We start from the raw sequence: 24,100 nt of genomic DNA on the forward strand, positions 1-24,100 counted from the left end.
AAATCCCGTTCACAATGTCGGGCATAAATGCCCGACCTACGGCAGCCGTCCTTCAAGGCAGCCTGAAAACGGCAACACGCGGCTTTCAGGCTGCCTGATCTGCCAGCACTTCGCCCAGAAAATCCGCCACGGCGCGGATTTTGGGCGAGCGGCGCAAATCTTCGTGCATCACCAGATAGAGGTCGGCGGCAAATTCTTCCGGTTGCGCCGCGCCGTTCGGGGCAACCTGCACGAAGCCGTCTGCGGGGCGCACGTAGAAATCGGGCAAGAGGCCGATGCCGGTTTCGGCGGCGACGGCGGCTTTGATGACATCGAAGTCGTTGCAGGCGAGGATGATGCGGCGGCCGGCGAGCAGCTGCTCCTGCCACAGCCCGTGCGCGCCGCCGATGTTGAGGCAGAGAAACGCCTGTTCGGCGCGGGGGCGGCTGCGCAGGTAGCCCTCGCGGGCGTAGAAGCGGTAGCGGATGGGGCGCAGGCGGCGGGCGACGAGGTCGTTTTGCGTGGGGCGGACGATGCGCAGGGCGATGTCGGCGTGGCGCGCGTGCAGGTTGCTGATGTGCGCGTCGCTTTGCAGCACGAGGCGGATGTTGGCGTGGCGGCGGGCGAAGGCGGCAAAGTGCGGCATCAGCAGCCCTTTGGCGACCAGCGGCGGCGCGGAGACGACAACTTCGGCCATTTCTTCGCGCTGCTCGCGCGCAGTGCGCAGCAGGCTGTCCATGCCCACGGCGATTTCCTGCGCTTGCGCGCGGATGCGTGCGCCTTCGTCGGTGAGCAGGTAGCGGCGGCCGATGCGGTCAAACAGGCGCAGCCCGAGCGTGGCTTCCAGCCGCGCGATGCGGCGCGATATGGTGCTGTGCTGCACGCCGAGCGTTTCTGCGGCGGCGGTAAGGGTTTGTTTTTCCACGAGCACGGTGAAGCAGTGCAAATCGTCCCAGTCGTTCATGGCGGTGCTTTCCTTAGGCAGCCTGAAAGCCTGCGAACCGGTTTTCAGGCTGCCTGATTGTGCGTTGGTTATCGGACACGGATGTTTTTTCGTATTTTAACCGTTTTGCGCACGGATTAAACTGCCGCCCCATTCAACCAAACACCTATTCAGGAGCAAAAAATGGACTGTCTTTCCCTTGCGCAAACGATTTTCGCCGACCTTGCCGCCGGCAATCTGGAAGCCGTGCTGCAACGCTGCGCCGACGACGTGCGCTTTACCGCCGTGCGCACCGAACCCTGCGCCGCCGTGCCGGCATACGGCGAATACGTCGGCAAAGACGGCGCGCGGCAGTTTTTCCAAAAGCTCGGCGCGGCGGTGGAGTTCGGCGAATTCCGCCTCGACGGCGCGGCGGCGGGCAAGGATTTGGCGATGATGCACGGCCACCTGCGCCACACCGTGCGCGCCACGGGCAAAGTGTTCGACAGCGATTGGGCGCTGGCGATGCAGTTTGCCGACGGCCTGCTGGCACATTACCGTTTCTACGAAGACAGCGCCGCGCTGGAAAAGGCGATGGAGGCGTGATGAAGAAGCTGCCGAAAAAATACGCGGGGCTGCTGTTTACCTTTTACACCTCGGCGATGATGGTGCTGATTGTGAGCGGCGTGCTGGTGGCGCTGAACACGGGGCTGGACGCGGGCTATCCGGCGCGGCTGGCGAAGTCCTACCTGATTACCTGGCCGGTTGCCTTCGCCAGCCTGCTGGCGGTGCGCCCGCTGGTGGTGAAACTGGTAGCGGCGAGCGTGGGGGAGTAGAGCGGTTTGAGGCAGCCTGAAAACGGGAAACTGGTTTTCAGGCTGCTTTTGGTTTTGGAAACCGCGTGCGTGGCGGTGGATGCGTCCTACGGCATACGGGCGACGGCTTGCTACACCATGCAGGCTGCACTTGCCCAAACCCCGTGCGTTTTGGGGGGGTGGTTTTCAGGCTGCCCCAATACCGTTTGCAACGCTGTCCGAAGGCAGCCTGAAACCGCCTAGCCCTGCGTAAAATCCAACAAAACCTTGCCGATATGCGTCCCCTTATCCATTTCCGCGTGGGCGGCGGCGACTTCTGTCCACGGGTACACGCGGTGCAGATGCGGTTTGGCGATGCTGCCATCCCCCAGCAGCGGCAAAACGTGTTCGCACAGGCTTTGAGCGATGGTGGCTTTTTCGGCGCTGTTGCGGCAGCGCATGGTGGAGCCGGTGATGCGGGCGCGTTTGACGGCGATTTTGAGCAGGTTCACTTCGGGGGCGATGTTGCCGCCCATAAAGCCGATTAGGAAGATGCGCCCGTCTTTGTTCAGGCAGTCCAGGTTTTGCGCGAAATAGCTGCCGCCGACCACGTCTAAGATGCCGTCTGCGCCGCCGTGTTGTTTCACGGCTTGGGCGAAATCGTCGGTTTTGTAGTTCACGGCAATCGCGCCGTATTGCTCTACCACGCGCATTTTTTCGGCGTTGCCCACGGTGGCGAGGGTGCGGATGCCGAGCGCGCGGGCGATGGCCAGCGCGGTGATGCCGATGCCGCTGGTGCCGCCGTGTACCAGCAGGGTTTCGCCTGCGCGCATTTGGCCGTCCATAAACACGTTTACCCACACGGTGAACAGGGTTTCGGGCAGCATGGCGGCTTCGGCAAGGCGGTAGCCCGCGGGCAGCGGCAGGACTTGGGCGGCTTTGACGGCGCAATATTGGGCATACGCGCCGCCGTCGGTGAGCGCGCAAACGGGGTCGCCGAGGGCAAAACCGCTCACGCCTTCGCCGAGCGCAGCGACGGTGCCCGACAGTTCCTGCCCCATAATCGACGTTACGCCGTCGGGCATGGGTAATGCTCCTTCCGCTGCATGATTTGGTTGGGATGGTTGGATGGAATGGTTTTCAGGCTGCCTGCGCGGGGCATGAAAGGCAGCCTGAAAACAGGAATGTCGTTATGCCCGCGAGAACAATCTGTCGCTCGGATTTTATCCAAACGCCCGCCCGCGCGGAAATGATGCGCTTCAAACAGGCTGGGTGTCGGGCAAAGCAAGGTTTCAGGCTGCCTTTGGAATGATAGGCAGCCTGAAAACGTATTGGGCTGGGGTTTGCTTTTCAGGCTGCCCCGCTGCATTGCGGCAAGCCGTTTGTCGAGGCGGATGGAAACCGTTGCAAGGGGGTTGTAGACTGACGGCGCAGGGCAACGGGGAGGGCAAAGATTTCAGGCTGCCTTTGGGAACGCTAAGGCAGCCTGAAAATGTTTCCGACAGGGCAAACAAACACGCCATGCCGTTTGTTTTGAACGTTGTCCGCTTGGGCAGCCTGAAAGCGCATCAGGCGGGGTTTTGCCTTTTCAGGCTGCCTCTGACCGCGCCTTATGCCCGTCGCCCCATGCCTTTAACGCCAGCAGCACGGGCGCAAGCGTCTGCCCGTAGGCGCTCAGGCGGTATTCGACGCGCGGCGGCACTTCGGCGTAAACGGTGCGCTCGATGATGCCGTCGGCTTCCAGCGCGCGCAGTTGCGCGGTCAGCGTGCGCTGCGACACGGCGGGCAGGATGCGGCGGATTTCGTTGAAGCGCAGCACGCCGTCGCGGTGCAGGCGGTAGAGAATCGTGCCTTTCCACTTGCCGCCGATAACGGCCAGCGCGGCTTCCACCGAACAGCCCTCGGCGCAGTTAAATGCGGTGTGTGCGGTTTTGCCCATGTTGTGTTCCTTGTTTGAGGGTTGGATGCCGTCTGAAACGGCTTTCAGGCTGCCTTTAACAGTATCCGATAAGTAACCTGCTGAAAAATAAGTGCGTTCTTAACAGGCGCGGGCGTATATCTTAAGATGGGCGCTCCTTTTTCACAACCGGAGAAACACAGCATGAAAGCCGTCGGATTCAACCGCCCGCTGCCCGTCAGCGACGAAAACTGCCTGTTGGACATCGAATTGCCCGCACCCGAATTGCGCGAACGCGACCTGTTGGTCGAAGTGCGTGCCGTGTCGGTCAATCCCGCCGACGTGAAAGTCCGCGCCGCGCATACGCCTGCCGCAGGGCAGTACCGCATTTTGGGCTGGGACGCGGCGGGCGTGGTCAAAGCCGTCGGCAGCGGCGTGCAGCATTTTCAGGTCGGCGACGAAGTCTATTACGCCGGCGTGATTAACCGCCCCGGTTCGTATGCAGAGTTGCAGGCGGTGGACGAGCGCATCGTTGCCCGCAAACCGCGCACGCTCGATTTTGCCCAAGCCGCCGCGCTGCCGCTGACCGCGCTCACCGCGTGGGAAACCTTGTTTGACCGCCTTGATGTGAACAAACCCGTCGCCGGCGGCAGCCGCGCCCTGCTGTTGGTCGGCGGTGCGGGCGGCGTCGGCTCGATAACCGTGCAGCTGCTGAAAACGCTCACCGACATCCAAATCATCGCCACCGCTTCGCGCCCCGAAAGCGAAGCATGGCTGCGCCGCCTCGGCGCGGATGACGTCATCAACCACCGCCACAGCCTGCCCGAACAAGTGGTCGAGCTCTGCATCGACGCCCCCTCGTGGGTGTTTTCCACCAACCACAGCGCATACTACCTGCCGCAGCTGGCGGAACTGCTCGCGCCGCAAGGCCGCATCGCGTTGATTGACGACCCCGAGGTGCTTGACGCCAACCCGTTGAAAGGCAAAAGCATCTCGCTGCATTGGGAATTCATGTTCACCCGGGCGCTGCGCGAGACCGCCGACATCGCGCGCCAGGGTGAAATCCTTGCCAAAGTGGCACAACTGGTTGATGAAGGCCGCCTGCACAGCACCGCGACGCAAACCATCGACGGCATCAACGCCGCCAACCTGCGCCGCGCGCATCAGATGGTGGAGCGCGGGGATATGGTGGGCAAGGTGGTGCTGGCGGGGTGGTGATTGGGTGAATGGCGCGGGATGCACAGAAGGCAGCCTGAAAAATCATCTGTGCCGTTATCCTGTGCCTGCCGTTTTCAGGCTGCCTCAATATGGTAAGGCAGCCTGAAAACGTTGCTCAACCTGCCGCCGATGTGGCCAACCGATGGAATACGCCGTTGGCAAAGAGCTGTTGCCGCGCCATTTTAGATTTCAGGCTGCCTTTGGGGCGGGCGAAGATTTTAGGATGATGAGGTTGGTACGCTCGTTTTGTATCAAGGAGAAAGGCAGCCTGAAACCTAATCCATCCAGCAAAAAACCGCGTGGCAGAACACCAAGCGGCTTTGTTTTTCAGGCTGCCTTAAATAACTTCACTCGTCGCCCCAACGCACCCCGCCCTTATTTCCCAACTCGCTTGGCGCAATCTCGTAAAACGTTTTATCCGCAATCATCGCGTCCGTGTCGCGCAGATAGTGTTGAAAATGCGGTGTGGCGCGGTGCGTTTGGTAGGCGGCATCGTTGGCATAGAGTTCAATCATATACGCCATGTTGGGGTTGTCTTTGCGCTTGACGGAGTACATCGCCAGCGTGCCTTGTTCGTTGGCAATGGAGGTTTGGATATTGTGCTTGCCCACTGCGTCGTATTGCGCGGTTTTTTCAGGCTGCACGCCGAGTTCAAAAATGTTGAATACGGGCGCGGCTTGGGCGGAGAGGGCAACGGTGGCGATTGCGCCGACAAGGGATTTTTTGATGATGTTCATTAAAGGTGTCCTGTGTGATTTGGGTGTTTCAGGCTGCCTTTTGCGTGGGCGGCAGCCTGAAAACCCGTTTTACCGCTTTCAGGCTGCCTTGTAGGCTTACACATCAAACACCCAAGACTTTACCTGCCGCACGCATTCAATGCTCTGGTGGTTCATAAACTGGCTTTCGCCCGTATCCAAGCCCGCGATGGCGGCTTTGTCTTCATCGCTCAGCGCAAAATCAAACACATTCAGGTTTTCCGCCATGCGCTCGGGTTTCACCGATTTTGCCAGCACCACAATATCGCGCTCCACCAGCCAGCGGATAATCACCTGCGCCACGGATTTGCCGTATTTTTTGCCGATGGCGGCAAGCACGGGGTTTTGGAAGATGCCGTTTTTGTCCTCGGCAAACGGTGCCCACGCTTCCACGGCAATGCCTTCGCTTTGCAGCGCGGCGATTTGCTCGTTGCGCTGGTGGAAAGGATTGATTTCAATCTGGTTTACCTGCGGCATGACTTGGTTGAATATGCCCAAATCCACCGCACGGTCGGGGGTGAAATTGCTTACGCCGATGGCGCGGATTTTGCCCGCCGCCTGATAGCGTTCCAGCGCACGCCATGTACCGTACACATCGCCGTAGGGCTGATGAATCAGCACCATGTCTATATAGCTCAAATTCAGGCGGGCAAACGAGCGTTCCAGCGAGGCGGCTGCGGCTTCTTCGCCCGCGTTTTCCACCCACACTTTGGTAGTAACGAACAATTCTTCCCGCGCCACGCCGCAGCGGGCAATGCCGCGCCCCACTTCGCTTTCGTTCACATACGCCTGCGCGGTGTCAATATGGCGGTAGCCCGCTTTGACGGCGTTGATAACGGCTTGCTCGGTCTCTTCGGGCGGAATCTGGTACACGCCGAAGCCGAGTACGGGGATTGGGATGCCGTTGGCCAGTTGGATGGTCTGCATGGTTAACTCCTTAATCGAGTGTGGGAAAATAGGGGAACGGGCAGCCTGAAAACGGTTTTCAGACGGCCTTTCTCGTTTCAGTCGGGCAGCGCGTTGTAGTGCACCTCGTCCACGGGTTCGAGAAACTCGGTGCTGCCTGCGGTAATGGCGATGTGGCTGAACCAGCAGTCTTTTTTCGCGCCGTGCCAATGCTTCACGCCTTTGTTGGTTACCACCACGTCGCCCGCTTGCAGGCTGCGGGCGGGGCTACCGTGTTCCTGATACCAGCCTTCGCCGCCTGTAACGAGCAGGATTTGGTAGCCGTCGGTGTGAATGTGCCAGTTGTTGCGGCAGGCGGGTTCAAAGCTGACGTGGGCGACGGTTGCCGATGCGTCGGGGGCGGCAGCCAAGCCTGCCAGATAGCTTTGCCCGACAAACACGTCGGCGTACCGTTCGTTTTTTTCGCCAAGCGGAAAAATGCCGTGTTTGACTTGTTGTTCGCTGTTTTGGGTGTTCATTTTTATGCTCCTTGTTTGCCGTACACTTCTTTTGCCAAATTGAACGCCGACCACGCTTTCGGCCAGCCGACATAAAACGCCAGATGGGTAATCACTTCGGCGATTTCCTGCTGCGTGATGCCGTTTTGTTTGCCGATATTCAAATGGGCGGGAAGCTGCTCAAAGTTACCGCCTGAGATTAAAGCGGCAATGGTAATTAAGCTGCGCGTATGCGGCGCAAGCTCGGCTTCGCGCGACCAAACCTGCCCGAACAGCACGTCATCGTTCAGCTCAGCGAATTTTGGGGCGAACGTGCCGAGATGGTCTCGCCCTGCGGTTTGTTTCTTGGACATTATTTTGCTCCTTATCGGTATGGGTTTACAGGCAGCCTGAAAACGGTGTTACGCGCTTACCACGGCTGCGTAGTCGGGCCCACCGTAAACTCGCTCACATTGGTGTCGGCGGGCTGGCTGATGGCAAACGCCACCACGTTGGCGATGCGCTCGGCGGGGATTTCGTAGTTGTCGTACAGCTCGCGGTAGCCTTTGGACGCGCCCTCGTCGGTGATGTGGCTCACCAACTCCGACTGCACGGCGGCGGGGTAAATCGTAGCCGTGCGGATATGCGTGCCCGCCTGCGCCGATTCCATGCGCAGGGCTTCCATAATCGCGCGTACCGCCCATTTGGTGCCGCAATACACCGCCGCGCCGGGGTAAACCTTCAAGCCCGCCACGGACGAAGTGGTGATGATGTGCCCCGATTTTTGCGCGTTAAACTCGGGCAGCACGGCGGCGATGCCGTTGAGCACGCCTTTGATGTTCACATCAATCATTGCGTTCCAGTTGGCGGTTTCCAGCGCGGACAGCGGCGATGAGGGCATCAAACCCGCGTTGAGGAAAATCACGTCCACTTTGCCAAACGCTTCTTTGGCAAGGGCAACGAGGGCGGCGTTGTCTTCGGGCTTGACCACGTCGGTTACGCGGTAAACCGCCTCGCCGCCCGCCGCTTTGATTTGGTCGGCAATGGCTTTGAGCTTGTCTTCGCGGCGTGCGCCGAGCACGATTTTCGCGCCCTCTTTGGCGAGTTTGAGCGCGGTGGCTTCGCCGATGCCGCTGGACGCGCCGGTGATGATGACGACTTTGTTGGCGATGTTTTGCATGGCGAGACTCCTTGGGGTTGGGTTTCAGGCTGCCTTTGCTGGGTTGGATAGGTAGCCTGAAACGGTTGGGAAAGGAAATGTATGTCGCGCATTATACGCGGGGAATGGGGCGAGATAATCAGGGCGCGGGTTGAAAGACTGTGGAATAAAAGTTGAAACAGACGTTTTCAGGCTGCCTTTTGCCGTTTGGGCGCATGGCGCAGATTTGCCCATGCAACCGCATAGGCGTATATTTCTAATCGCAAGTCATTCTCAACAACAAGGAGACACAAAATGAGCGAGAAAAAAATTTCCCCCAAAGACATCACTGTGCTGTCCACCACCATGCTGATTCCGCTGTGGGCAAAGGCGGTGGAATATCAACGAGACGATGCGCTGCTGCGCGACAAAGAAGCGGCGCGTATGTTGAACATGATTGATTACGACTTCGCCCCGTTTACCAAAGCCCCCGCCTCGCAAGCAGGCTGCTGCGGGCGGGCGAAGCTGTTGGACGATATGGCGGCGCACTTTATCGCCGAACACCCCGATGCCGTGGTGGTGCAACTGGGCGCGGGCTTGGACGCGCGTTACGAGCGCATGGGGCGACCCACCGTTACCGCGTGGTACGACCTTGATTTGCCCGAGGTGATTGAAGTGCGGCGTATGCTGCTGCCCGAATCGGGCAATGTGTATTTGGGCGTGTCCATGTTTGACGAAAGCTGGACGCAAACTGTTGCCGCGCATGGCAAGCCTGTGCTGCTGATTATTGAGGGCGTGCTGATGTATTTTGACGAAGCGCAGGTGAAAGCGTTTTTTGAAATGGTGCAACGCAAGCTGCCGCACACGCAAGTGGTGATGGACGCGCTGTTTAAACGCATGGTGGGCAAGGCGCAGTATCACGATGCGCTGGGCAGAATGGGCGAGAAACCGCCCGAGTTTCGCTGGGGCATCAGCAATGCAAACGATGTGTTGAAGCTGGCGCAGGGCAGCTGCTTGGTGGAAGAGGAGCATTTGAGCGATTTTTGTGGCAAGCGGTATCCGTTTATTTTGCGGCTGATTTATAAAACCAAATGGGGGCGGGAAAATATGGATATGCGGATATTGCGTGTGCAGTTGTAAACATGAAAGGCAGCCTGAAAAATGGAAATACGTTTCAGGCTGCCTTTTGGGGTTGCGCGTTATTCCATTTTCAGGCTGCCTGAAATTTGCGCCCATCGCCGTAATGCAATAGAATAGACATTCTATACTTATCGCGCCAACACGGCATTAAGGAAAATACATGACCACCTTCACTCCACAAAACAGCTACACCAAAGAAGAATTGCTTGCCTGCGGGCGCGGCGAATTGTTTGGCGCGGGCAACGCCCAGCTTCCGCTGCCCAATATGCTGATGATTGACCGCATCGTAACCATCAACAACACAGGCGGCAAATACGGCAAAGGCGAAATCATCGCCGAATTAGACATCAACCCCGATTTATGGTTTTTCGGCTGCCATTTTGTTGGCGATCCCGTGATGCCCGGTTGCTTGGGCTTAGATGCCATGTGGCAACTGGTGGGCTTTTATCTGGGCTGGACAGGCGCACCTGGCAGAGGGCGTGCGCTGGGTTGTGCCGAAGTTAAATTTAGTGGACAAGTGTTGCCCAAACACAAAAAAATCACTTACCACATTCACATCAAGCGTGTGATGAACAGCAAGCTGGTGTTGGGCATCGCCGATGCCGAAATGAGTGTGGACGGCAAAAAAATCTACGAAGGCAACGGCTTGCGCGTGGGTTTGTTTACCAGCACCGAAGATTTTTAATCGCCCGCAGCAAAGCGGACGGATAAATAGCGTTGATAAGGCAGCCTGAAACCGCAAAAAACCATTTTCAGGCTGCCTTTGCTTATTTACACAGGAGATGAACATTATGAAACGAGTCGTCGTAACCGGCATCGGCATCGTATCCAGCTTAGGCAACAACTGCCGCGAAGTGCTGGCATCGCTGCAAAACCTAAAATCAGGCATCGCCTTTGACGAAAGCTACCGCGAAATGGGGCTGCGCTCCAACGTGGCGGGCAACATCAACATCGATTTAAAAGAACATATTGACCGCAAAATCCTGCGCTTTATGGGCAGCGCCCCTGCCTATGCCTACATCGCCATGCAGGAAGCGATTGAAAACGCGGGCTTAACCGAAGCGCAAGTGTCCAACATTCGCACAGGCATTGTGGCGGGCAGCGGCGGCGCATCATCGGCATCGCAAGTGGAAGCCGCAGACGTATTACGCGCCAGCGGCATCAAGCGCGTAGGGCCTTATGCCGTAACCAAAACCATGGGCTCAACCGTTGCCGCTTGCTTGGCAACGCCGTTTAAAATCAAAGGCGTAAACTACTCCATCAGCTCCGCTTGCTCCACTTCGGCGCATTGCATCGGACACGCCGCCGAGTTAATCCAACTGGGCAAACAAGACATCGTGTTCGCAGGCGGCGGCGAAGAAGTGTCGTGGCAAATGAGCAGCCTGTTTGACGCGATGGGCGCGCTATCCAGCAAATACAACGACACGCCCGAGCGCGCCAGCCGCGCCTACGATGCCAACCGCGACGGCTTTGTGATTTCAGGCGGCGGCAGCATTTTGGTGCTGGAAGAATACGAACACGCCAAAGCGCGCGGCGCAAATATCATTTGCGAATTAACAGGTTACGGCGCAACTTCGGACGGCTACGACATGGTGCAGCCATCGGGCGAAGGCGCGGTGCGCTGTATGCAAATGGCGTTGGCGCAACACGGCGGCAGCGTGGACTACATCAACGCGCACGGCACGTCCACCCCCGTGGGCGACACGCGCGAATTGGGCGCCATCCGCGAAGCGTTTGCGGGGCAAACCGTGCCGATGATCAGCTCCACCAAATCGCTGTCGGGGCACGCGCTCGGCGCGGCAGGCTCCAACGAAGCGATTTACTCCATCCTGATGATGCAGAACGATTTTGTCTGCGCCAGCGCCAACATTGAAACGCTGGACGAGCTGGCGGAAGGTCTGCCGATTGTGCGCGAAAACCGCCAAGTGAAACTCAACGCAGTGATGTCCAACAGCTTCGGCTTCGGCGGCACCAATGCCACGCTGATTTTCAGCCGCGCGGAATAAATCCGGCAGCATAAAGGCAGCCTGAAAACGGGTTTTCCGTTTTCAGGCTGCCTTGTCTTTTCCCGCCAATCGGCTACAATGTGCAAACGTTGCTACATATAAGGAGACGACCATGCAAACCATCAGCAGCCGCGAATTTAATCAAAACGTTGCCAAAGCCAAAAACATGAGCGACACCGCCCCCGTGTGCATCACCGACCGCGGCGAGCCAGCCTATGTGTTGATGAACTATGCGGCGTATCAGTCTCTAAACAAACACCCTAAAAGCAATGCCGAACGCCTCGGCATGAGCGTGGAAGATTTGGAATTGGTGGGCGAAGTGGAATTTCCGCGCTGCATCATCGCCGACCGCGAGGGGTTGTTCTGATGTATCTGATTGATACCAATGTTTTATCCGAAATCCGCAAAATCCAAAGCAGCCACACGCCGCCTGAATTTTTGGCGTGGTTCAACGCAATCAATCTGAACGACTGCTATCTTTCCGTCATCACCCTACTGGAAATCGAACAAGGCATTTTGCGCGTGCGGCATCGAGGCGACGAAGCCCAATTTATGCGCCTGCAACAATGGCTGAACGACACCGTGATTCCCACCTTTGACCAGCGCATTCTGCCCATCGACCGCCACACCGCCCGCATCTGCGTCCGCCTGCACGTGCCCGACCAACGCCCCTACAACGACGCGCTCATCGCCGCCACCGCCATCCGCCACGACCTCACGCTGGTAACGCGCAATGTGCGCGATTTTGCCGAACTGAACGTACCGCTGCTCAACCCGTTTTCGGGCAAGGGGTAGAAAGCATAGGTTGAGAAGCCGTTCAAAGGCAGCCTGAAATATTTTCAGGCTGCCTTTTGTATATCACTTCACTACACTTTTCTGTTTTTATGATTTTGTATCATCTGCTATCTGACACGACAACGGCTTATTCTTTACCGACGGTTTTCAACAGCTCAGTTAAAGCATCAAGCTGCTGTTTTTGCCAAGCAATCAGTTTTTCTTTTTCTATTAACATAGCTTGTATATAACTGTTTTGCTGTTTCAGCTTTTCAATTTCAATTACATATTGCTCCTGTGCGGCGTAGTAATTGGTAGAATTGGTGCTGTTTTCCATATTTAAAAACACCAAACTTTTATCTACTGAAAGCAAATCCACCACGTCCATGCCCAACACATCGGCTATTTTTTCCAGCTTGTCCATTTGCAAACCCACTTCTCCACGCTCAATTTTCGCATAGCCGTTTACCGACATTTGCAGCTGCTCTGCCATGTTTTCCTGCGAGAAGTTTTTTAACTCGCGAATTTTACGGATTTTTTCATGCACTTTCATCAGGCTTCCTTGTTGGTTGGTGTTGCCGATACTGGTAGTGGGTGTTTTATACATGGTGAGAAGTTTATCATTGTCTGCCTTAACAATAAATTACTGCATGGATATTTATATTCAGAATTTTGTTGATGCGGCAAAACGTAACTCACTTTAATAAATAAAAAGGACAAACTGTGCCTAACATTGTTTCAAATGTTAATTGGGTATGCGACGGCAGAGAATTAAAGCCCAAACGCAATGCTACCAACCATAACACATGGGTGTTTGATGGCAGAGAAATCAAACCCAAATATGGGGCTACTAGCCACAATACATGGCTGTTTGACGGTAGAGAAATTAAACCCAAAAATGGTGCTACCACCCACAATACTTGGGTAGTGGATGGGCAGAAAATCAAGCCGAAATCCAATGCCACTTCGGCAAGCACTTACGATATTAACGGCGAGCCCATATTGGTTGCGTTCGGACAACTGATATTGAAACTTTGGTAAGCCAGTAGGTCGTCTGAAAACCTTTCAGGCGACTTTTACATTCGGAGACAGATATGGATATGGACATCAAACAAGAATACGACTGGCTGCGCGACTTCCACGGCTGCGATGGCGGCGACATCGGCTCGCCCGAAAAATCGTCGGTATGGGTGTGTGGCATCGAATGGGGCGGCGGGCACACCGTTGAAAATTTACGGCAAATTGCGGCAGAACCGTACACAGGCGATACGGATTTCGGCTATGAGGCTTGGCAGGAATGCGTGGACTGTCCTTACAATATCAGCGTCTGCAAATTGCTGACCGCCCTCAACGGCGGGCAGGTGGAAGACTACCGCCGCTTTGCCGAAGAAGTGCAGCCGTTTGTGCACAAAGCCGGTTCGGGCTATTTCAAAATGAACCTGTATCCGATTGCGTTTAAAAACACCGATGCAGGCCTTTGGCAGCAGGAGTTTTCCGAGATTACGGGTTTTGCCGACAAACAGGAATACGTGAATTTCTGCAACAGATACCGTTTTGCCGAAATGAATGCTTGGGTGGAAAAATACCGCCCGCGCCTGATTATCGGCTTCGGCACATCTTACGATAACGAGTTTAACGCTGCGTTTTCAGACGGTTTTCGCAGCTTCAAACAAGAGGAAATTGCAGGGAAAAAATTAAAATGGAAACGCAATGAAAACGGCACATTGCTGGCGGTGTTACCCTTTCCAAGCGGCTCTCATGGTTTGAACAGTAATGTGTCTTTGCAGAAATTTGGTGAAAGATTGGCGGAACTGCTGGTAAACAAAGAATAGAGATGATTGGTGCCGATGCAGTTTTATGATGATTGTGGTTCGCGCTTATAGGGCTGATATATGGCGATATGCAGAAGGCAGCCTGAAACAGGAAAACCGATTTTAGCTTTGCAACTCCGCTGCGCTACGCAGGCTGCCACTGGGGTTTTGCAAAGATTTCAGGCTGCCTTATCGGTTGGGCAAAGGCATCGGCATGAATAGGGCGCGTGGGCGGTTTGCCCGTATCGGCAACGGGCGCGGTTTTATGCCGCGCCAGATGCTGCCGCTTCTTCCAATCACCAGCAAATCACCAGCAAAACGCCGCGCTAGGACTTCCCCCGCGCGGCGTTTGATTTTAGCTTCGCAACTGCGCTTCGCTACGCAGGCTGCCGGTTAGGCGGCGATTTTTTCGCACGCTTTAATGCAGTTTAGGCAAGATTCGTAGCAGGCTTTGCATTCGGCGTGGTGCGCGGCGTGGGCTTTGCAGGCTTCGGCGCATTGTTTGCAGGCTTCAACGCACACTTTTGCCAATGCGGGCGTGAGGCGCGAATTTTGCGCGGCTAGGTTTTGGATGGCGCCGCACAAGGCGAGCATTTGGTTCACGGCAACGGCGCAGTCTTTCATGGAAGTGTCGCCGCTAGAGAGCAGGGCGATGCAGTGGCTCAGGCACACTTGCCCTGCGGCAACGCAATGCTCGGCGGCGGCGCGCGCGGCTTCGTATGCGCGGGGGGCTGCGGCGGGCATGGCGTGGCTGCCGTGCGCGGCGTGGTCGTGATGGTCGTGGGCTTGGGCGGCGGTGGCAACGGCGGCCAGGGTGGCGGCTGCGGCGGTGCTGCTGATAAATTGGCGGCGGTTCATGTTATGGAACGTCCTTTGTGTAAAGTGGGCGTGTGCCCGTTGGGAATAAATTTCAGGCTGCCGTGAATATGGGATAAGGCAGCCTGAAATGCTAAGAAACGGCATTTTACGTTATTTTATGGCGTGATGCAGCCTGAAAATGGGGAATGGTGTTTTTTGCTTCGCGCAAGCTCGGCAATATGATTTTCAGGCTGCCTCTGCAAAGCCTGCAACTGGTGGCGCGTCGGCGGCTCGCCGACATCTGCCAACCCATCAAGCCCTATTGAACGACTTGGCGACGAGCCATCGCCGCTCCATATTGAGTTTTCAGGCTGCCTCTGCTCAATCACCCAACGTCAAATTCCCCTTGCGCCATTGGGTAAGCGTTTGCTTGGCATCGGCGATTAAAATGCCTGCGCCGTGTGCGGCAATAGTGGTTAAAACAGCTTCGGTTTGCTGGGCAAACGGCGGGCAGAATAACAAATAACGCGCCGCCCATAGCCGCACGGCGGCGTGTTCGTGGCAAAGCAGCGGGACGAGTGCCGCCAAATGCCCGCCGGCGACTAGGCTGTCTTTGGCTCGGACGATTTGGGCATAGGCGCGATTGGCGGTGCGGGCATTGCCTTGCTGCGTGGCTTGGTAGTGGCATTCGGCTTGGGCGGCGAATCGGGTTATTTTAAGGCGGGGCATGGTTTTAGCCTTGGGGGATGTTTGAGGCAGCCTGAAAACGAGCGAAGAGGGTTTCAGCGAAGCTAAAACGTGCATCTAAACTTGTTTTCAGGCTGCCTTCTATTCAGGATGAAATCAGCTCAAACAATTTCGCGCGAAGCCTATCCAACTGCGTATCCGCCGCCGTATCCGTCGCGCCGCGCGTTTGCATCACCAAATCGCTGAACGAACCCGCGCCCGCAAACAGCCGCCGAATGTCGGCTTGAATAGGGGCGAGCGGGGCGGTTTCATCGTTTAATCGCGCCAGCAAACCGGCAAAAATCGCCGCCCATGCGGGTTCATTGGTTTGCGCGGCAAGCAAACGGTGAATCTGCGCGCATAATGCTTTGATTTCTGAGCGTTGCATTTTAACTTTGTTGCCGCCTGCGGTTTCAGGCTGCCTATCGCTTGCGGTAAAAACTACTGCTCACATACGCCTGCTTGCCCTCTTGCAGCAGCACAAGGCAGACAGCCGCCAAGGGCAGCGCCACCAGCATGCCGACAAAGCCGAGCAGCTGCCCGAACGCCATCAGCGAAAAAATCACCCAAAACGGCGACAGCCCGATTTTGTCGCCCACAATTTTCGGCGTAATCAGGAAACTTTCCAAAAACTGCCCCACGGCAAACACCGCCCACACGGAAACCAAGCCGTGCCACGAGCCGAATTGCAGCAGCGCGGCGAGCGTTGCCAGCAGCAGCCCGGTGAACGCGCCCAGATAGGGCACGAACACCAGAATGCCCGCCACCATGCCGATGGCAAAGCCCGATTCCAAGCCCGTGAGCATCAGCCCCGTGCCATAGAGCGTGCCCATAATCAGCATCACCATCAGCTGCCCGCGCAAAAATTCGCCCAGCACGGTGTTCATATTGCCGGTGATGCGGGTGTAGGTGTCCAGATAACGGCGCGGCACCAGCTCGGTTGCCCCCGCTTCCCAGCGCGCCCAATCCAGCAAAAAGTAATACAGCAAAAGCGGCAGCAGCACGATGTTGCTCAAACTGGTTGCCAGCGATGCGCCGCTTTGCATCAGCGCGGGCAAGGCTTGCTGGATGCGCGTTTGGATGGTTTGCGCGTTGCTGCGCAGCCAGTTGGCGGCGGTTTCGTTGTTGAGCGAGAGGTAATGCCCGAATTTTTGGTTAAACCACGGCAGCGCGGTGCGGTGGATGTAATCGGCAAACTGCGGCAGCTTTTGGATGATGCTTTGCAACTGCTGCACCAGCATCGGCACAATGACCAGCAGCAGCGCGGTGAGCAAAAACAGCGCGAACAGCATCACCCACATGGAAGCGCGCCCGCGCTTGATGCCGTGCGCTTCCAGCTTGCTCACCAGTGGGTTGAGGATATACGCCAGCACGGCGGCGATGATAAACGGCGTGAGTATGCCGCCAAGAAAGTGGAAAAAGGCAACCAGAAAGGCGATAAGCAGAAAGCCGGCCAGCCACGGCAGCCATGGGCGTTTTTTGTTGGGGAGGTACATGGGGGTGATATGGGGGAAGTGGAAAAAGGGGGATTGTAAACAAAAAAGGGCAGCCTGAAAGTTCATTTTAGCTTCGCAGAAGCTCGTCAATTCACTTTCAGGCTGCCTTTCCATTTAACATAAAGCCATTACTGCACCCGCGCCCGATGTTCGCTCTCTTTATAGTCGCGGATAATGTGGTTGTTATCGGTAATGAAATAGCGGTAGCGCGTGAAGTTGGTTACGCCCTGTTCATAGTAATCGGTTCGGTCGCCGTTGCTGTGGTAACCGCTGCCGAGATAATGGGTTGAAGCACTGTTTTCGCTGATTGCCAGCCAAGTGTAAATATAGCCTTCCTGCCCTTTCAGTTTACCTTCTTGGATAATTCCGTGTTCAATATTGTCTGCCTTACCAAATTCCGAATAAGCAGCAATGATGTGTTTGCCCCGAAAGCGCGCACCTGCCACGCCTTTTCGTGCTGCATTGATTGCGCCATTGGGTGAAATATCAGTACTCATAATTTTATCCACTGTTTCACAACCAGAAAGCATCAACGCCATAGCAGACAACAGCAAAATGGGTTTTAAACAAGATTGCGATAAAAGCATAATGTCTCCAAAAAAATGAACAAACTGGAAGGTTGTATATTATAGGTTAGTTCAGTAGGCTGGGATAGCAATGTGGATGGCTAAAAGCTATGTTGTACACATTTTCATAACTGCAAACCATATAAAAACAGTATAATTATTATCTGCTAAATGGCAATCCTCGTTTTAATCAACTGTTTGAATAAGGAATCATTATGTTGTTTCACAAAAAACATTTGTTGGTTGTTACCACGCTTAGCGCGTTGTTGACTGGCTGCCAAGGCTCTCTTGCTTATGAATTGATGCAGGCAGGCAAGAACGGCAACGAATATTCTCAGGAAAAGGTAGAAAATACCATGCCAATCGTAGAGGAAATGAAGAAGCTGCCTTCCGAAGCGGAATTAGCTACGCGCAAAATGCAGCCGCGCAAATGGGGCGCGTTTTCGCTAGATGACGGCGGTAATATGAAAATGATTTGGGTAACGGATAAAGCCTACAACACGCCCGATGCCGCCTCAGCTGATGTCATAAAGCAATGCCGAAAGGAAGGCGGGCGCAACTGCAAAACTGCTGTAATTTATAGCAATCTGTGCTTTGCCTTGGCACAAGGGCGTAAAGGTAGCAAACCTTTAAACGCATACGGCTATGGTCCCACAGGACCGTTTGCCAAAAAAGTGGCGGTGGCGAATTGCAAAGACCAAGGTGGACAAAGCTGCGAACCCGTTCCAGGTGCGCCTGCTTCCTGTGCCACGCCTTGCAACCTGATGACCGATAAGTCTTGCCGCTATGAACAGCCTGCGTATATTTTTCCTGGTAAAAACGGCAATAGAATGCAGCCTATGCCCTCATTCTTTGGGAAAATGGGTGGTTAAGCACCCTATTTAATAAAGGTAACTTTGGGACACCCTGAATCATGAACTAGGTTGTAGTGAAAAACCGTCTGAATGTTCATTAGCAGACGGTTTTTTATTTTCAGGCTGCCTCAAACTGTTTCAGACTGTCTTGGCTGCATCAGTCGCTTACGCTAGATGAGGCACGTTAAACATTTTGGCAATGATGGCGTGATGAATTGGCGAGAAAGACTTTCAGTCTGCCTATTTTATCCGCGTGAACCGCATCGGCGCGGTTTCGCCGTTATCGCTTATCGCCACCGCAATCCGATAATCCCAGCGGTCTTTCAGGCAATAGGCGAACAGGGCGATTTCGCCGTTTGCCGCCGCCACATCGTACACCACAAAATCCGCCAGTTTCGTTTTCCAATCGTGTAGCCGTTGCCCGCAGCCGTTTATCAGGTAGGCTTGGTTTTGGCGGGCATCAAACGGGGCTTCCACAATGGCGATTTTATCCGCGCCCACACGGGCGGCAGCCAGCCCGTGTCGGTTTGTCAGCGTGTGATTGCGCCCGCAAAAACGCCATGATAATTTTTGGGGCGTGCGCTGCAAAACGGTTTGCCGTTCAGGGTTGCTGGGCGAAAGCTCGGCTGCTGACGGGCAGGATAGGAGAAAATGGGTGATGCGGGGCATGGGATAGTTTCAAGATGAAAGATGAGAGGGTAAAGGCAGCCTGAAAACGGTTCTCCCCGTTTTCAGGCTGCCTTGCTTTGCTGCGTCAGATTATGCGCGGCATCCGCTTACCATTGGAACAGCGCGCCTGCGCCTGCGCCCACGCGCCCTTTGCTGTTCACGGAAACATTGCCTTTGAAAATCCAGTTGCCGCCGTCGGTCATCGCCGATGCGCCCACGGCAAGCGCGGATTGCCCGCCGTAGTAGCCCGTGCCCACGCCCAAGCCAAACGCGCTGGGGCGGGTAACTTGCGGAATGGTGCCTTGGGCGATTGCGCCTGCGATGCCTGCGTTGGCGCGGTCTTGGTTTTTGTCAATTTTGTCTTCCAACTGTTGCAGTTTGGCGGCGGCAACTTGTCCTGTCGCGCCAAGGCGTGCGTTCAGTTGGCTCACATTGACGGCATCGGTGGGGTCGGTGCCTGCGGCAACGTTGGTGATTTTGTTGCCTGCTGCGTCAATGCCTGCTTGGGTTACGCTGGGGCCGCCGTTAATCGTCAAGCCGTTGTTGTCGATTTTGGTGTTGCCCGTGGTAACGCTGTCAAAGCTGGCGTTGTCTTGGGTGGCGATGCTCACGGTGTTGCCGTTTTGGGTTACGCGGATGTTTTTGCCGGCATCAATGGTAACCGTTTTGCCTGCGTTCACGCGCGATACGCTGCTGCCTGAAACGCTGCCTGTGCTGGCGGTGGTGGTCAGGTTGAAGCCTGCTTGGTTGATGGCGTTGGCGATGTCGCCTGCGGTGGCGAGTTTGCCTGCATCGGCGGCAGCGGGGGCAACAATGCTGCCGTTGGCGGCGGGCGTGAGCGCGGTGGTGTTGGCTTTCAGGCTGCCGTCTGCGACTTTGGTGATGGTGGTGCCGTCGGTTTTCACGGCTAAGTCATACACCGTTGCGCCTGTGGCGGCGTTGGTGGACGGCGTGATGCTGATGCTGTTGTCGCTGGACGTTACTTCGGTTTTGGCTGCTTTTGCCATTGTCTTAACCGCGTCCAACTGGCTTACGTTCACCGCGTCGGTGGGCGCTACGCCATTTTTCACGCCGGTGATGGTGTTGTTGCCGTTGTTCAAGCCGTTGCCTGTCAGCGCCACGGCGTTTTTGCCGCTGCCCGCAGGCGGAGTGATAACAACGCCGTTCGCGCCAACGCTGGTGCTGTTGCCTGCGGCGTTGGTAACCGTTGTGCCTGCGGCGTTGGTAACGGTTTTGTTGCCTGCTGCGTCGGTGGCGGTAACACTGTTCACGTCCAAATCGCGTTTCAAGCCGATGGTAACGGTGCCGTCGCCGCTCACTTGGGTGCGGATGTTGTCGCTGTTGTAGTCATCGGCAAACGATTTGCCCGCATTCAGGCTGCCTGTGCCTTTAATGGTTAGCGTTTCGCTTGGCTTGATAGTTTTGTTATCAGCGGTAATGCCCACAGCATCATCGTCGGCAGCGATTGTGAAGCCTGCGTTAGCGGCATTGGCGCTATTGTTGGCAGCCTGAATCGCCTCGTGGATGGTGTTTTTGCCTGTGCCGCCGATGTTGGTCATGCTTAGTTTGCCGTCTGTGCCCAAGGCTGCGTTGCCGCCCAGAATGTTCTTAATGGTGGTGCCCACATTGCCGATGGCGGCTTGGGTGAGATACAGCTGGCTGCCGTTGATGGCATCGGTGCTGGTGGCGTTGATGCGGCCTGCGGCCACATTGGTAACGGTACGTTTCAGGCTGTCGCTGCCGACGCTGACGGTGGAATCAGGGGCGTCGCCGGCAAAACCGGAATAGCTAATGCCGTTTACTGTGGCGCTGCTGGTGCCGACAGCCGCAGCAGTTTCCGAAGCGCGGCCAAGCGCAACTGCCCCTTCGTGGTTTGCCTTGGCATCGTTACCCAGCGCAACGGCGCCTGCCGCTTTGGCAACGGAACCGGTTCCGGCAGCGAATGCATAATCTGCGCTGGCCTGTGCGCCGTTGCCAACGGCTACCGAATCTTGGTTGTTTGCCCGTGCGGAGTTGCCCACCGCAGTCGCACGCTCGCCCAATGCACGGCTGTTTTTACCGTTTGCCAGCGCATCAATGGCGGTGGCTTGGGCATCGTTACCGATGGCAATCGCACCCAGCTCGGTGGCTTGCGCAGCAGAGCCGACGGCTACGGTGTGGTCTTTCTCTGCATTCGCCCCATGCCCAAACGCGCTGGCGCTGATGCCTTTTGCGGTTGCGATATGACCGTATGCGCTGGCATTGGTTGCCGTTGCTTTGGCAGAGCTGCCCACAGCAAGAGAGTTGCTGCTGCCTGCTGATGCTTTGTAGCCTGCGGCAAGGGAAGTTGAGCCTGATGCGGAGGCGTTGCTGCCGATGGCGGCGCTGTTCCATGCGCTGGCGGCGGAAGTCATGCCGACGGCTAATGCGCCCGCTTCGCTGGCATTGGCGGTTACACCCAGAGCGGTGGCGTAATCGTTCAGGGCTTTTGCGCCATCGCCAATGGCGGTAGCGGATTGGTGGCTGGATTGCGCGCCTTGCCCTACTGCGGTTGAAGTTTTGCCGCTGGCGTTGGCGTTTGTGCCAATGGCAACGGTGTTTTCATTGTCGGCATGGGTGTCTAAACCTGCGGCAAAGGCGTTTTGCCCGCCCGCTTTGGTGCCATGACCAATGGCGGTGGCATTTTTGGCGGTTGCGCCGCTATCTACGCCGATGGTGATGGCTTTATCGGCATCGTTGGTTGCGTCCAAAGATGTGCCGCTGCCCATGCGAATGCTGTTGGTTGCGCCTACGCCGTTTACGCCTTTATTGCCTACGCCGATGATGCCGCTGTTTACATCTAGGCGACCGCCGAGGGTTAAGTGTTTAGAGCCTGCATTTTTTTCGTCAATGGCGTAGCCAAAGGTGGCGTCGCCGTAGAATAAAGTGCGGTTGGTTTGGGTATCAAAATTTTGAGCGGAGTTGCCTGTGGGGCTACAAGGGTTGAAGCCTGTTTTAATGCCGAAGTCGGAGTGGTGGGTTTTATTGGCTTGACCGTTGTTATAGGTTTCGGTTGAGGGGGGCATGTTACCTAATAAACCATATACGCCTGTTTTTTCCACTTGGTCGTAGCTGGCGGCACAACCTGTGTCTTGGTAGTCATTCATGTAGATGCCTGGTTGGGCATAGGCTACGGTGCTGCTGGCGGCGTAAAAGCCAAACAGGGACACGGAAAGTGCCAATGCTTTGCTGATGCGATTGCCTGATTTGCCACGGGCTTTGGCGGTTTCTTGTAGCACTGTCCATGTGTTGGTGTGTTCATTCCAAACGACGCGATAGGTTTTGTTCATGTGTTTTTCCTGTGAGTTTTCAAAAATAAAAACAGAAACAAACGGTGTTTCTGTGCATGATTGAACAAGGGGCAAGCTGTTTCAGGCTGCCCCAAAAAAGCCTTCTCATGGAGAAGGCTATGTGTTGATGAAATCGGCGAAATTATACAGCTTTCATTTGCTGGTGCTATGGTTAAATCGTTGTATTTTTACCAAGATATGGTGAGGCGGGAGGCAGCCTGAAAATGGTGGGGGCTTACTGGGCTATTTTATGGCGGAGTAAATCAAGAAATGTCCGATTTAATCGGCGTGTAGGGTGTGTGCCGTAGGCACGCACGCGGGCTTGGGTTGTTGAGATTTTGTAAACCGTGTGCGTGGCAGAGCTGTACGCCCTATTTGTGTCGTTGTTGTTTTGTCGTGCGATGCTTTTCAGGCTGCCTGTGTTGTTTGGATAACGCTGTCCACTGCTCTGCGCTGTGAATAGGGCATGGCGGCGGCGTAGCCGAGGCGCAGTAGGATTTGTGGTTGTTTGCTGCCGAGCGCGGGCAGTTGGGCGAGCTGGGTGCGTTGGGCGGGGACTTCGCAGGGTTGGTTGAGGTAGGCATGGGCGATGCCGTGCTGGGTGAGGGCGAGCAGGGTGCGTTGCAGGGTGCGCCCTGTGGTGAGCCATGTGGCGGGGTTGTCTTCTGTGCTGGCAATCAGCAGTAGGTGCGAGGAGCTGGCGATTTTGGCGCGGTCGCTGCGGTTGTGCCGTTTGGCGTTGAGCATGGCGCGAATAATGGGGCGCGAAATCCATGCGGGCAGGTTGGGCGCGCCCATAACGGCGTAGCTGAGCCCGTCGCGGGTGGCGTTGCTGTGGTTTTGGTTGAAGCGTATCCATGACAGCAGCTCGGCTTTGAAGGCGGGGTCGTTCATTTGGGCGCTGTTGCCTGCGATAACGGCTTGGGTGAGGGTGGCGAACTCGGGTGCGCTGGGGGCGAAGGCGTGTAGGGAGACGGTGTCGCTTTGTTGGGCGGCGAGAATGGGGTCTAGCTGGGCTTGGGGTATGGGGCTGCCGTTGTAGGTGGCGCGGTTGGTTTGGCGGCGGGGAATTTGGGCGTATAGGGCTTCGTTTTCAGGCTGCTTTGTGGGTTCGGGCTGCTGGTGTAGGGCGATGTGGACGGTGCCGTCGTCGGCAAGGTGCTCTTGGGCGGCGTAACCGGAATGCGCGGCGGCGAGGCAGAGGTTTTCCAAGGCGCAGCCGAGGCTGATGAAGAGTTCGCGGTTATCGGGATCGACGGCGCTTAGGCGGCGGGAGAAATCGGGGTCGATGGTGATGCGGTCGTCGCCAAGCGCAAACTGCCACGGCTGGGAATTGTGGCCGGACGGGGCGCGGACGGCGGCTTCGATAAGGGCGTGAAAATCGGTTGGATGGGACATGGCATGCTCCTTGGGACGGGGTTTCAGGCTGCCTCTGAGATGGGGTTCAAGGCAGCCTGAAACAAGGTTTCTGCGGGATGGGCGGACGGCGTGCGCGGTGAAGCGGCACGCATTACACGCTGCGGTGGGTTTCAGGCTGCTGTTGAGCATGATGAACGGCATGGCAATCAAGTTGCACACCCCACGCGGGATTGGGCAGCCTGAAACAGGGTGGCGGTAGCGCGTAAACTTGTTTTCGCTTTGCCACGCCGTTTCACTGCGCAGGCTGCTTTGGCAGAATCTGCAACCGATGTCGGTCGAGCATTTGCTGCCCGACTGATGTTTATGTGCCGGTTGTTTGCCGGGCATCAATGCCCGACCTGCGCCATTTGGCGATAAGCCGCCGCTGCTTCGTTTTGGGTTTCAGGCTGCCTTGGCGGCTCTATGAAAGGGCAGCCTGAAAACGGGCAAACGGCGTTTCAGGCTGCCC

The 24,100-nt window shown here is 56.2% G+C and carries 30 protein-coding genes; 12 read left to right on the forward strand and 18 right to left on the reverse strand.

What is annotated here, in order from left to right:
• Positions 1 to 85 precede the first annotated feature (85 nt).
• The gene (locus H3L93_RS00210) at positions 86 to 943 is read right to left on the reverse strand and encodes a LysR family transcriptional regulator (protein ID WP_003793217.1); all 858 of its coding nucleotides are present in this window, start codon (positions 941 to 943) and stop codon (positions 86 to 88) included.
• 162 nt (positions 944 to 1,105) lie between these two features.
• Here H3L93_RS00210 and H3L93_RS00215 point away from each other — a divergent pair, with 162 nt between their 5' ends.
• Genes H3L93_RS00215 through H3L93_RS00225 form a run of 3 tightly spaced genes read left to right on the forward strand, consistent with a single transcriptional unit; the run spans position 1,106 to position 1,959 of the window.
• Entirely contained in the window at positions 1,106 to 1,507 is a 402-nt protein-coding gene (locus H3L93_RS00215) for a nuclear transport factor 2 family protein (protein ID WP_003793221.1), read from the forward strand.
• Positions 1,507 to 1,737 carry a DUF2798 domain-containing protein gene (locus H3L93_RS00220; protein ID WP_003793222.1) on the forward strand — a complete coding sequence of 77 codons (231 nt, stop codon included), beginning with the start codon at positions 1,507 to 1,509 and terminating at the stop codon, positions 1,735 to 1,737. Before H3L93_RS00215 ends, H3L93_RS00220 begins: the two co-directional genes overlap by 1 nt.
• A 48-nt stretch (positions 1,738 to 1,785) precedes the next feature.
• Positions 1,786 to 1,959 (forward strand): hypothetical protein, encoded by a 174-nt coding sequence (locus tag H3L93_RS00225; protein ID WP_155802912.1) that lies wholly within the window; start codon positions 1,786 to 1,788, stop codon positions 1,957 to 1,959.
• Here H3L93_RS00225 and H3L93_RS00230 read toward each other — a convergent pair.
• The 3 genes from H3L93_RS00230 to H3L93_RS00235 all read right to left on the reverse strand — a co-directional run bounded on the left by H3L93_RS00230 (position 1,956) and on the right by H3L93_RS00235 (position 3,634).
• Positions 1,956 to 2,780 carry an NAD(P)H-quinone oxidoreductase gene (locus H3L93_RS00230; RefSeq protein ID WP_003793226.1) on the reverse strand — a complete coding sequence of 275 codons (825 nt, stop codon included), beginning with the start codon at positions 2,778 to 2,780 and terminating at the stop codon, positions 1,956 to 1,958. The genes H3L93_RS00225 and H3L93_RS00230 overlap by 4 nt on opposite strands.
• A complete protein-coding gene (locus tag H3L93_RS12985) occupies positions 2,765 to 3,064 on the reverse strand; it encodes a hypothetical protein (protein WP_003793228.1) in 300 nt (99 codons plus the stop codon). The genes H3L93_RS00230 and H3L93_RS12985 overlap by 16 nt, the downstream gene beginning before the upstream one ends.
• A 219-nt stretch (positions 3,065 to 3,283) precedes the next feature.
• On the reverse strand, positions 3,284 to 3,634 hold the full coding sequence (locus tag H3L93_RS00235) for a winged helix-turn-helix transcriptional regulator (RefSeq protein ID WP_003793231.1): 351 nt from the start codon (positions 3,632 to 3,634) through the stop codon (positions 3,284 to 3,286).
• Between the two features lie 162 nt (positions 3,635 to 3,796).
• On the opposite strand from H3L93_RS00235, the gene H3L93_RS00240 reads away from it, so the two are divergent.
• Positions 3,797 to 4,810 carry a zinc-binding alcohol dehydrogenase family protein gene (locus H3L93_RS00240; protein ID WP_040558026.1) on the forward strand — a complete coding sequence of 338 codons (1,014 nt, stop codon included), beginning with the start codon at positions 3,797 to 3,799 and terminating at the stop codon, positions 4,808 to 4,810.
• Between the two features lie 347 nt (positions 4,811 to 5,157).
• On the opposite strand, the gene H3L93_RS00245 is transcribed toward H3L93_RS00240, so the two are convergent.
• The 5 genes from H3L93_RS00245 to H3L93_RS00265 form a co-directional block, all read right to left on the reverse strand.
• Complete coding sequence (locus H3L93_RS00245; RefSeq protein ID WP_003793235.1) at positions 5,158 to 5,547, reverse strand: putative quinol monooxygenase; 390 nt, start codon at positions 5,545 to 5,547, stop codon at positions 5,158 to 5,160.
• Between the two features lie 96 nt (positions 5,548 to 5,643).
• Positions 5,644 to 6,492, reverse strand: coding sequence for an aldo/keto reductase (locus tag H3L93_RS00250; protein WP_003793237.1), 849 nt, complete (start codon positions 6,490 to 6,492; stop codon positions 5,644 to 5,646).
• A gap of 77 nt (positions 6,493 to 6,569) precedes the next feature.
• Positions 6,570 to 6,989, reverse strand: a complete 420-nt coding sequence (locus tag H3L93_RS00255; RefSeq protein ID WP_003793239.1) for a cupin domain-containing protein — start codon at positions 6,987 to 6,989, stop codon at positions 6,570 to 6,572.
• Between the two features lie 2 nt (positions 6,990 to 6,991).
• Positions 6,992 to 7,321 carry a carboxymuconolactone decarboxylase family protein gene (locus tag H3L93_RS00260; protein WP_003793241.1) on the reverse strand — a complete coding sequence of 110 codons (330 nt, stop codon included), beginning with the start codon at positions 7,319 to 7,321 and terminating at the stop codon, positions 6,992 to 6,994.
• A gap of 56 nt (positions 7,322 to 7,377) precedes the next feature.
• Positions 7,378 to 8,127, reverse strand: a complete 750-nt coding sequence (locus tag H3L93_RS00265; protein ID WP_003793244.1) for an SDR family oxidoreductase — start codon at positions 8,125 to 8,127, stop codon at positions 7,378 to 7,380.
• 273 nt (positions 8,128 to 8,400) lie between these two features.
• On the opposite strand from H3L93_RS00265, the gene H3L93_RS00270 reads away from it, so the two are divergent.
• The 5 genes from H3L93_RS00270 to H3L93_RS00290 all read left to right on the forward strand — a co-directional run bounded on the left by H3L93_RS00270 (position 8,401) and on the right by H3L93_RS00290 (position 12,026).
• Positions 8,401 to 9,225, forward strand: coding sequence for a class I SAM-dependent methyltransferase (locus tag H3L93_RS00270; RefSeq protein WP_003793248.1), 825 nt, complete (start codon positions 8,401 to 8,403; stop codon positions 9,223 to 9,225).
• A 160-nt stretch (positions 9,226 to 9,385) separates the two neighbouring features.
• A complete protein-coding gene (gene fabA, locus H3L93_RS00275; RefSeq protein ID WP_003793249.1) occupies positions 9,386 to 9,910 on the forward strand; it encodes a 3-hydroxyacyl-[acyl-carrier-protein] dehydratase FabA in 525 nt (174 codons plus the stop codon).
• Positions 9,911 to 10,016: 106 nt separating this feature from the next.
• The gene (gene fabB / locus H3L93_RS00280) at positions 10,017 to 11,231 is read left to right on the forward strand and encodes a beta-ketoacyl-ACP synthase I (protein WP_040558218.1); all 1,215 of its coding nucleotides are present in this window, start codon (positions 10,017 to 10,019) and stop codon (positions 11,229 to 11,231) included.
• A gap of 112 nt (positions 11,232 to 11,343) precedes the next feature.
• Positions 11,344 to 11,598 (forward strand): type II toxin-antitoxin system prevent-host-death family antitoxin, encoded by a 255-nt coding sequence (locus H3L93_RS00285; protein WP_003793252.1) that lies wholly within the window; start codon positions 11,344 to 11,346, stop codon positions 11,596 to 11,598.
• The gene (locus H3L93_RS00290) at positions 11,598 to 12,026 is read left to right on the forward strand and encodes a type II toxin-antitoxin system VapC family toxin (protein ID WP_003793254.1); all 429 of its coding nucleotides are present in this window, start codon (positions 11,598 to 11,600) and stop codon (positions 12,024 to 12,026) included. Before H3L93_RS00285 ends, H3L93_RS00290 begins: the two co-directional genes overlap by 1 nt.
• A gap of 127 nt (positions 12,027 to 12,153) precedes the next feature.
• Here H3L93_RS00290 and H3L93_RS00295 read toward each other — a convergent pair whose 3' ends face one another.
• Positions 12,154 to 12,612, reverse strand: coding sequence for a helix-turn-helix domain-containing protein (locus H3L93_RS00295; RefSeq protein WP_003793255.1), 459 nt, complete (start codon positions 12,610 to 12,612; stop codon positions 12,154 to 12,156).
• 116 nt (positions 12,613 to 12,728) lie between these two features.
• On the opposite strand from H3L93_RS00295, the gene H3L93_RS00300 reads away from it, so the two are divergent.
• Positions 12,729 to 13,046 (forward strand): hypothetical protein, encoded by a 318-nt coding sequence (locus H3L93_RS00300; RefSeq protein WP_040558029.1) that lies wholly within the window; start codon positions 12,729 to 12,731, stop codon positions 13,044 to 13,046.
• Positions 13,047 to 13,099: 53 nt separating this feature from the next.
• The gene (locus H3L93_RS00305; RefSeq protein WP_003793259.1) at positions 13,100 to 13,837 is read left to right on the forward strand and encodes a hypothetical protein; all 738 of its coding nucleotides are present in this window, start codon (positions 13,100 to 13,102) and stop codon (positions 13,835 to 13,837) included.
• 372 nt (positions 13,838 to 14,209) lie between these two features.
• On the opposite strand, the gene H3L93_RS00310 is transcribed toward H3L93_RS00305, so the two are convergent.
• From H3L93_RS00310 to H3L93_RS00330, 5 genes are all read right to left on the reverse strand, one after another.
• Positions 14,210 to 14,674: a Csp1 family four helix bundle copper storage protein gene (locus tag H3L93_RS00310; RefSeq protein WP_003793265.1), complete on the reverse strand. Its 465-nt coding sequence runs from the start codon at positions 14,672 to 14,674 to the stop codon at positions 14,210 to 14,212.
• A 321-nt stretch (positions 14,675 to 14,995) separates the two neighbouring features.
• Positions 14,996 to 15,343, reverse strand: a complete 348-nt coding sequence (locus tag H3L93_RS00315) for a DUF2019 domain-containing protein (protein ID WP_040558031.1) — start codon at positions 15,341 to 15,343, stop codon at positions 14,996 to 14,998.
• 103 nt (positions 15,344 to 15,446) lie between these two features.
• Positions 15,447 to 15,728 carry a DUF6966 domain-containing protein gene (locus H3L93_RS00320; protein WP_003793269.1) on the reverse strand — a complete coding sequence of 94 codons (282 nt, stop codon included), beginning with the start codon at positions 15,726 to 15,728 and terminating at the stop codon, positions 15,447 to 15,449.
• Between the two features lie 34 nt (positions 15,729 to 15,762).
• The gene (locus H3L93_RS00325) at positions 15,763 to 16,836 is read right to left on the reverse strand and encodes an AI-2E family transporter (RefSeq protein ID WP_040558222.1); all 1,074 of its coding nucleotides are present in this window, start codon (positions 16,834 to 16,836) and stop codon (positions 15,763 to 15,765) included.
• Positions 16,837 to 16,964: 128 nt separating this feature from the next.
• Complete coding sequence (locus tag H3L93_RS00330; RefSeq protein WP_246313985.1) at positions 16,965 to 17,333, reverse strand: hypothetical protein; 369 nt, start codon at positions 17,331 to 17,333, stop codon at positions 16,965 to 16,967.
• A gap of 284 nt (positions 17,334 to 17,617) precedes the next feature.
• On the opposite strand from H3L93_RS00330, the gene H3L93_RS00335 reads away from it, so the two are divergent.
• Complete coding sequence (locus H3L93_RS00335; RefSeq protein WP_003793276.1) at positions 17,618 to 18,274, forward strand: DUF4189 domain-containing protein; 657 nt, start codon at positions 17,618 to 17,620, stop codon at positions 18,272 to 18,274.
• A gap of 222 nt (positions 18,275 to 18,496) precedes the next feature.
• Here H3L93_RS00335 and H3L93_RS00340 read toward each other — a convergent pair whose 3' ends face one another.
• From H3L93_RS00340 to H3L93_RS00350, 3 genes are all read right to left on the reverse strand, one after another.
• Complete coding sequence (locus tag H3L93_RS00340; RefSeq protein WP_040558034.1) at positions 18,497 to 18,925, reverse strand: hypothetical protein; 429 nt, start codon at positions 18,923 to 18,925, stop codon at positions 18,497 to 18,499.
• A gap of 107 nt (positions 18,926 to 19,032) precedes the next feature.
• Positions 19,033 to 22,233, reverse strand: coding sequence for a YadA-like family protein (locus tag H3L93_RS00345; RefSeq protein ID WP_003793279.1), 3,201 nt, complete (start codon positions 22,231 to 22,233; stop codon positions 19,033 to 19,035).
• Between the two features lie 408 nt (positions 22,234 to 22,641).
• Positions 22,642 to 23,979, reverse strand: coding sequence for an Acg family FMN-binding oxidoreductase (locus tag H3L93_RS00350; protein ID WP_246313986.1), 1,338 nt, complete (start codon positions 23,977 to 23,979; stop codon positions 22,642 to 22,644).
• Between the last annotated feature and the right edge of the window lie 121 nt (positions 23,980 to 24,100).

Origin of the sequence: Kingella oralis, from assembly GCF_014054985.1 — a bacterium.
Lineage (GTDB): Bacteria > Pseudomonadota > Gammaproteobacteria > Burkholderiales > Neisseriaceae > Kingella_B > Kingella_B oralis.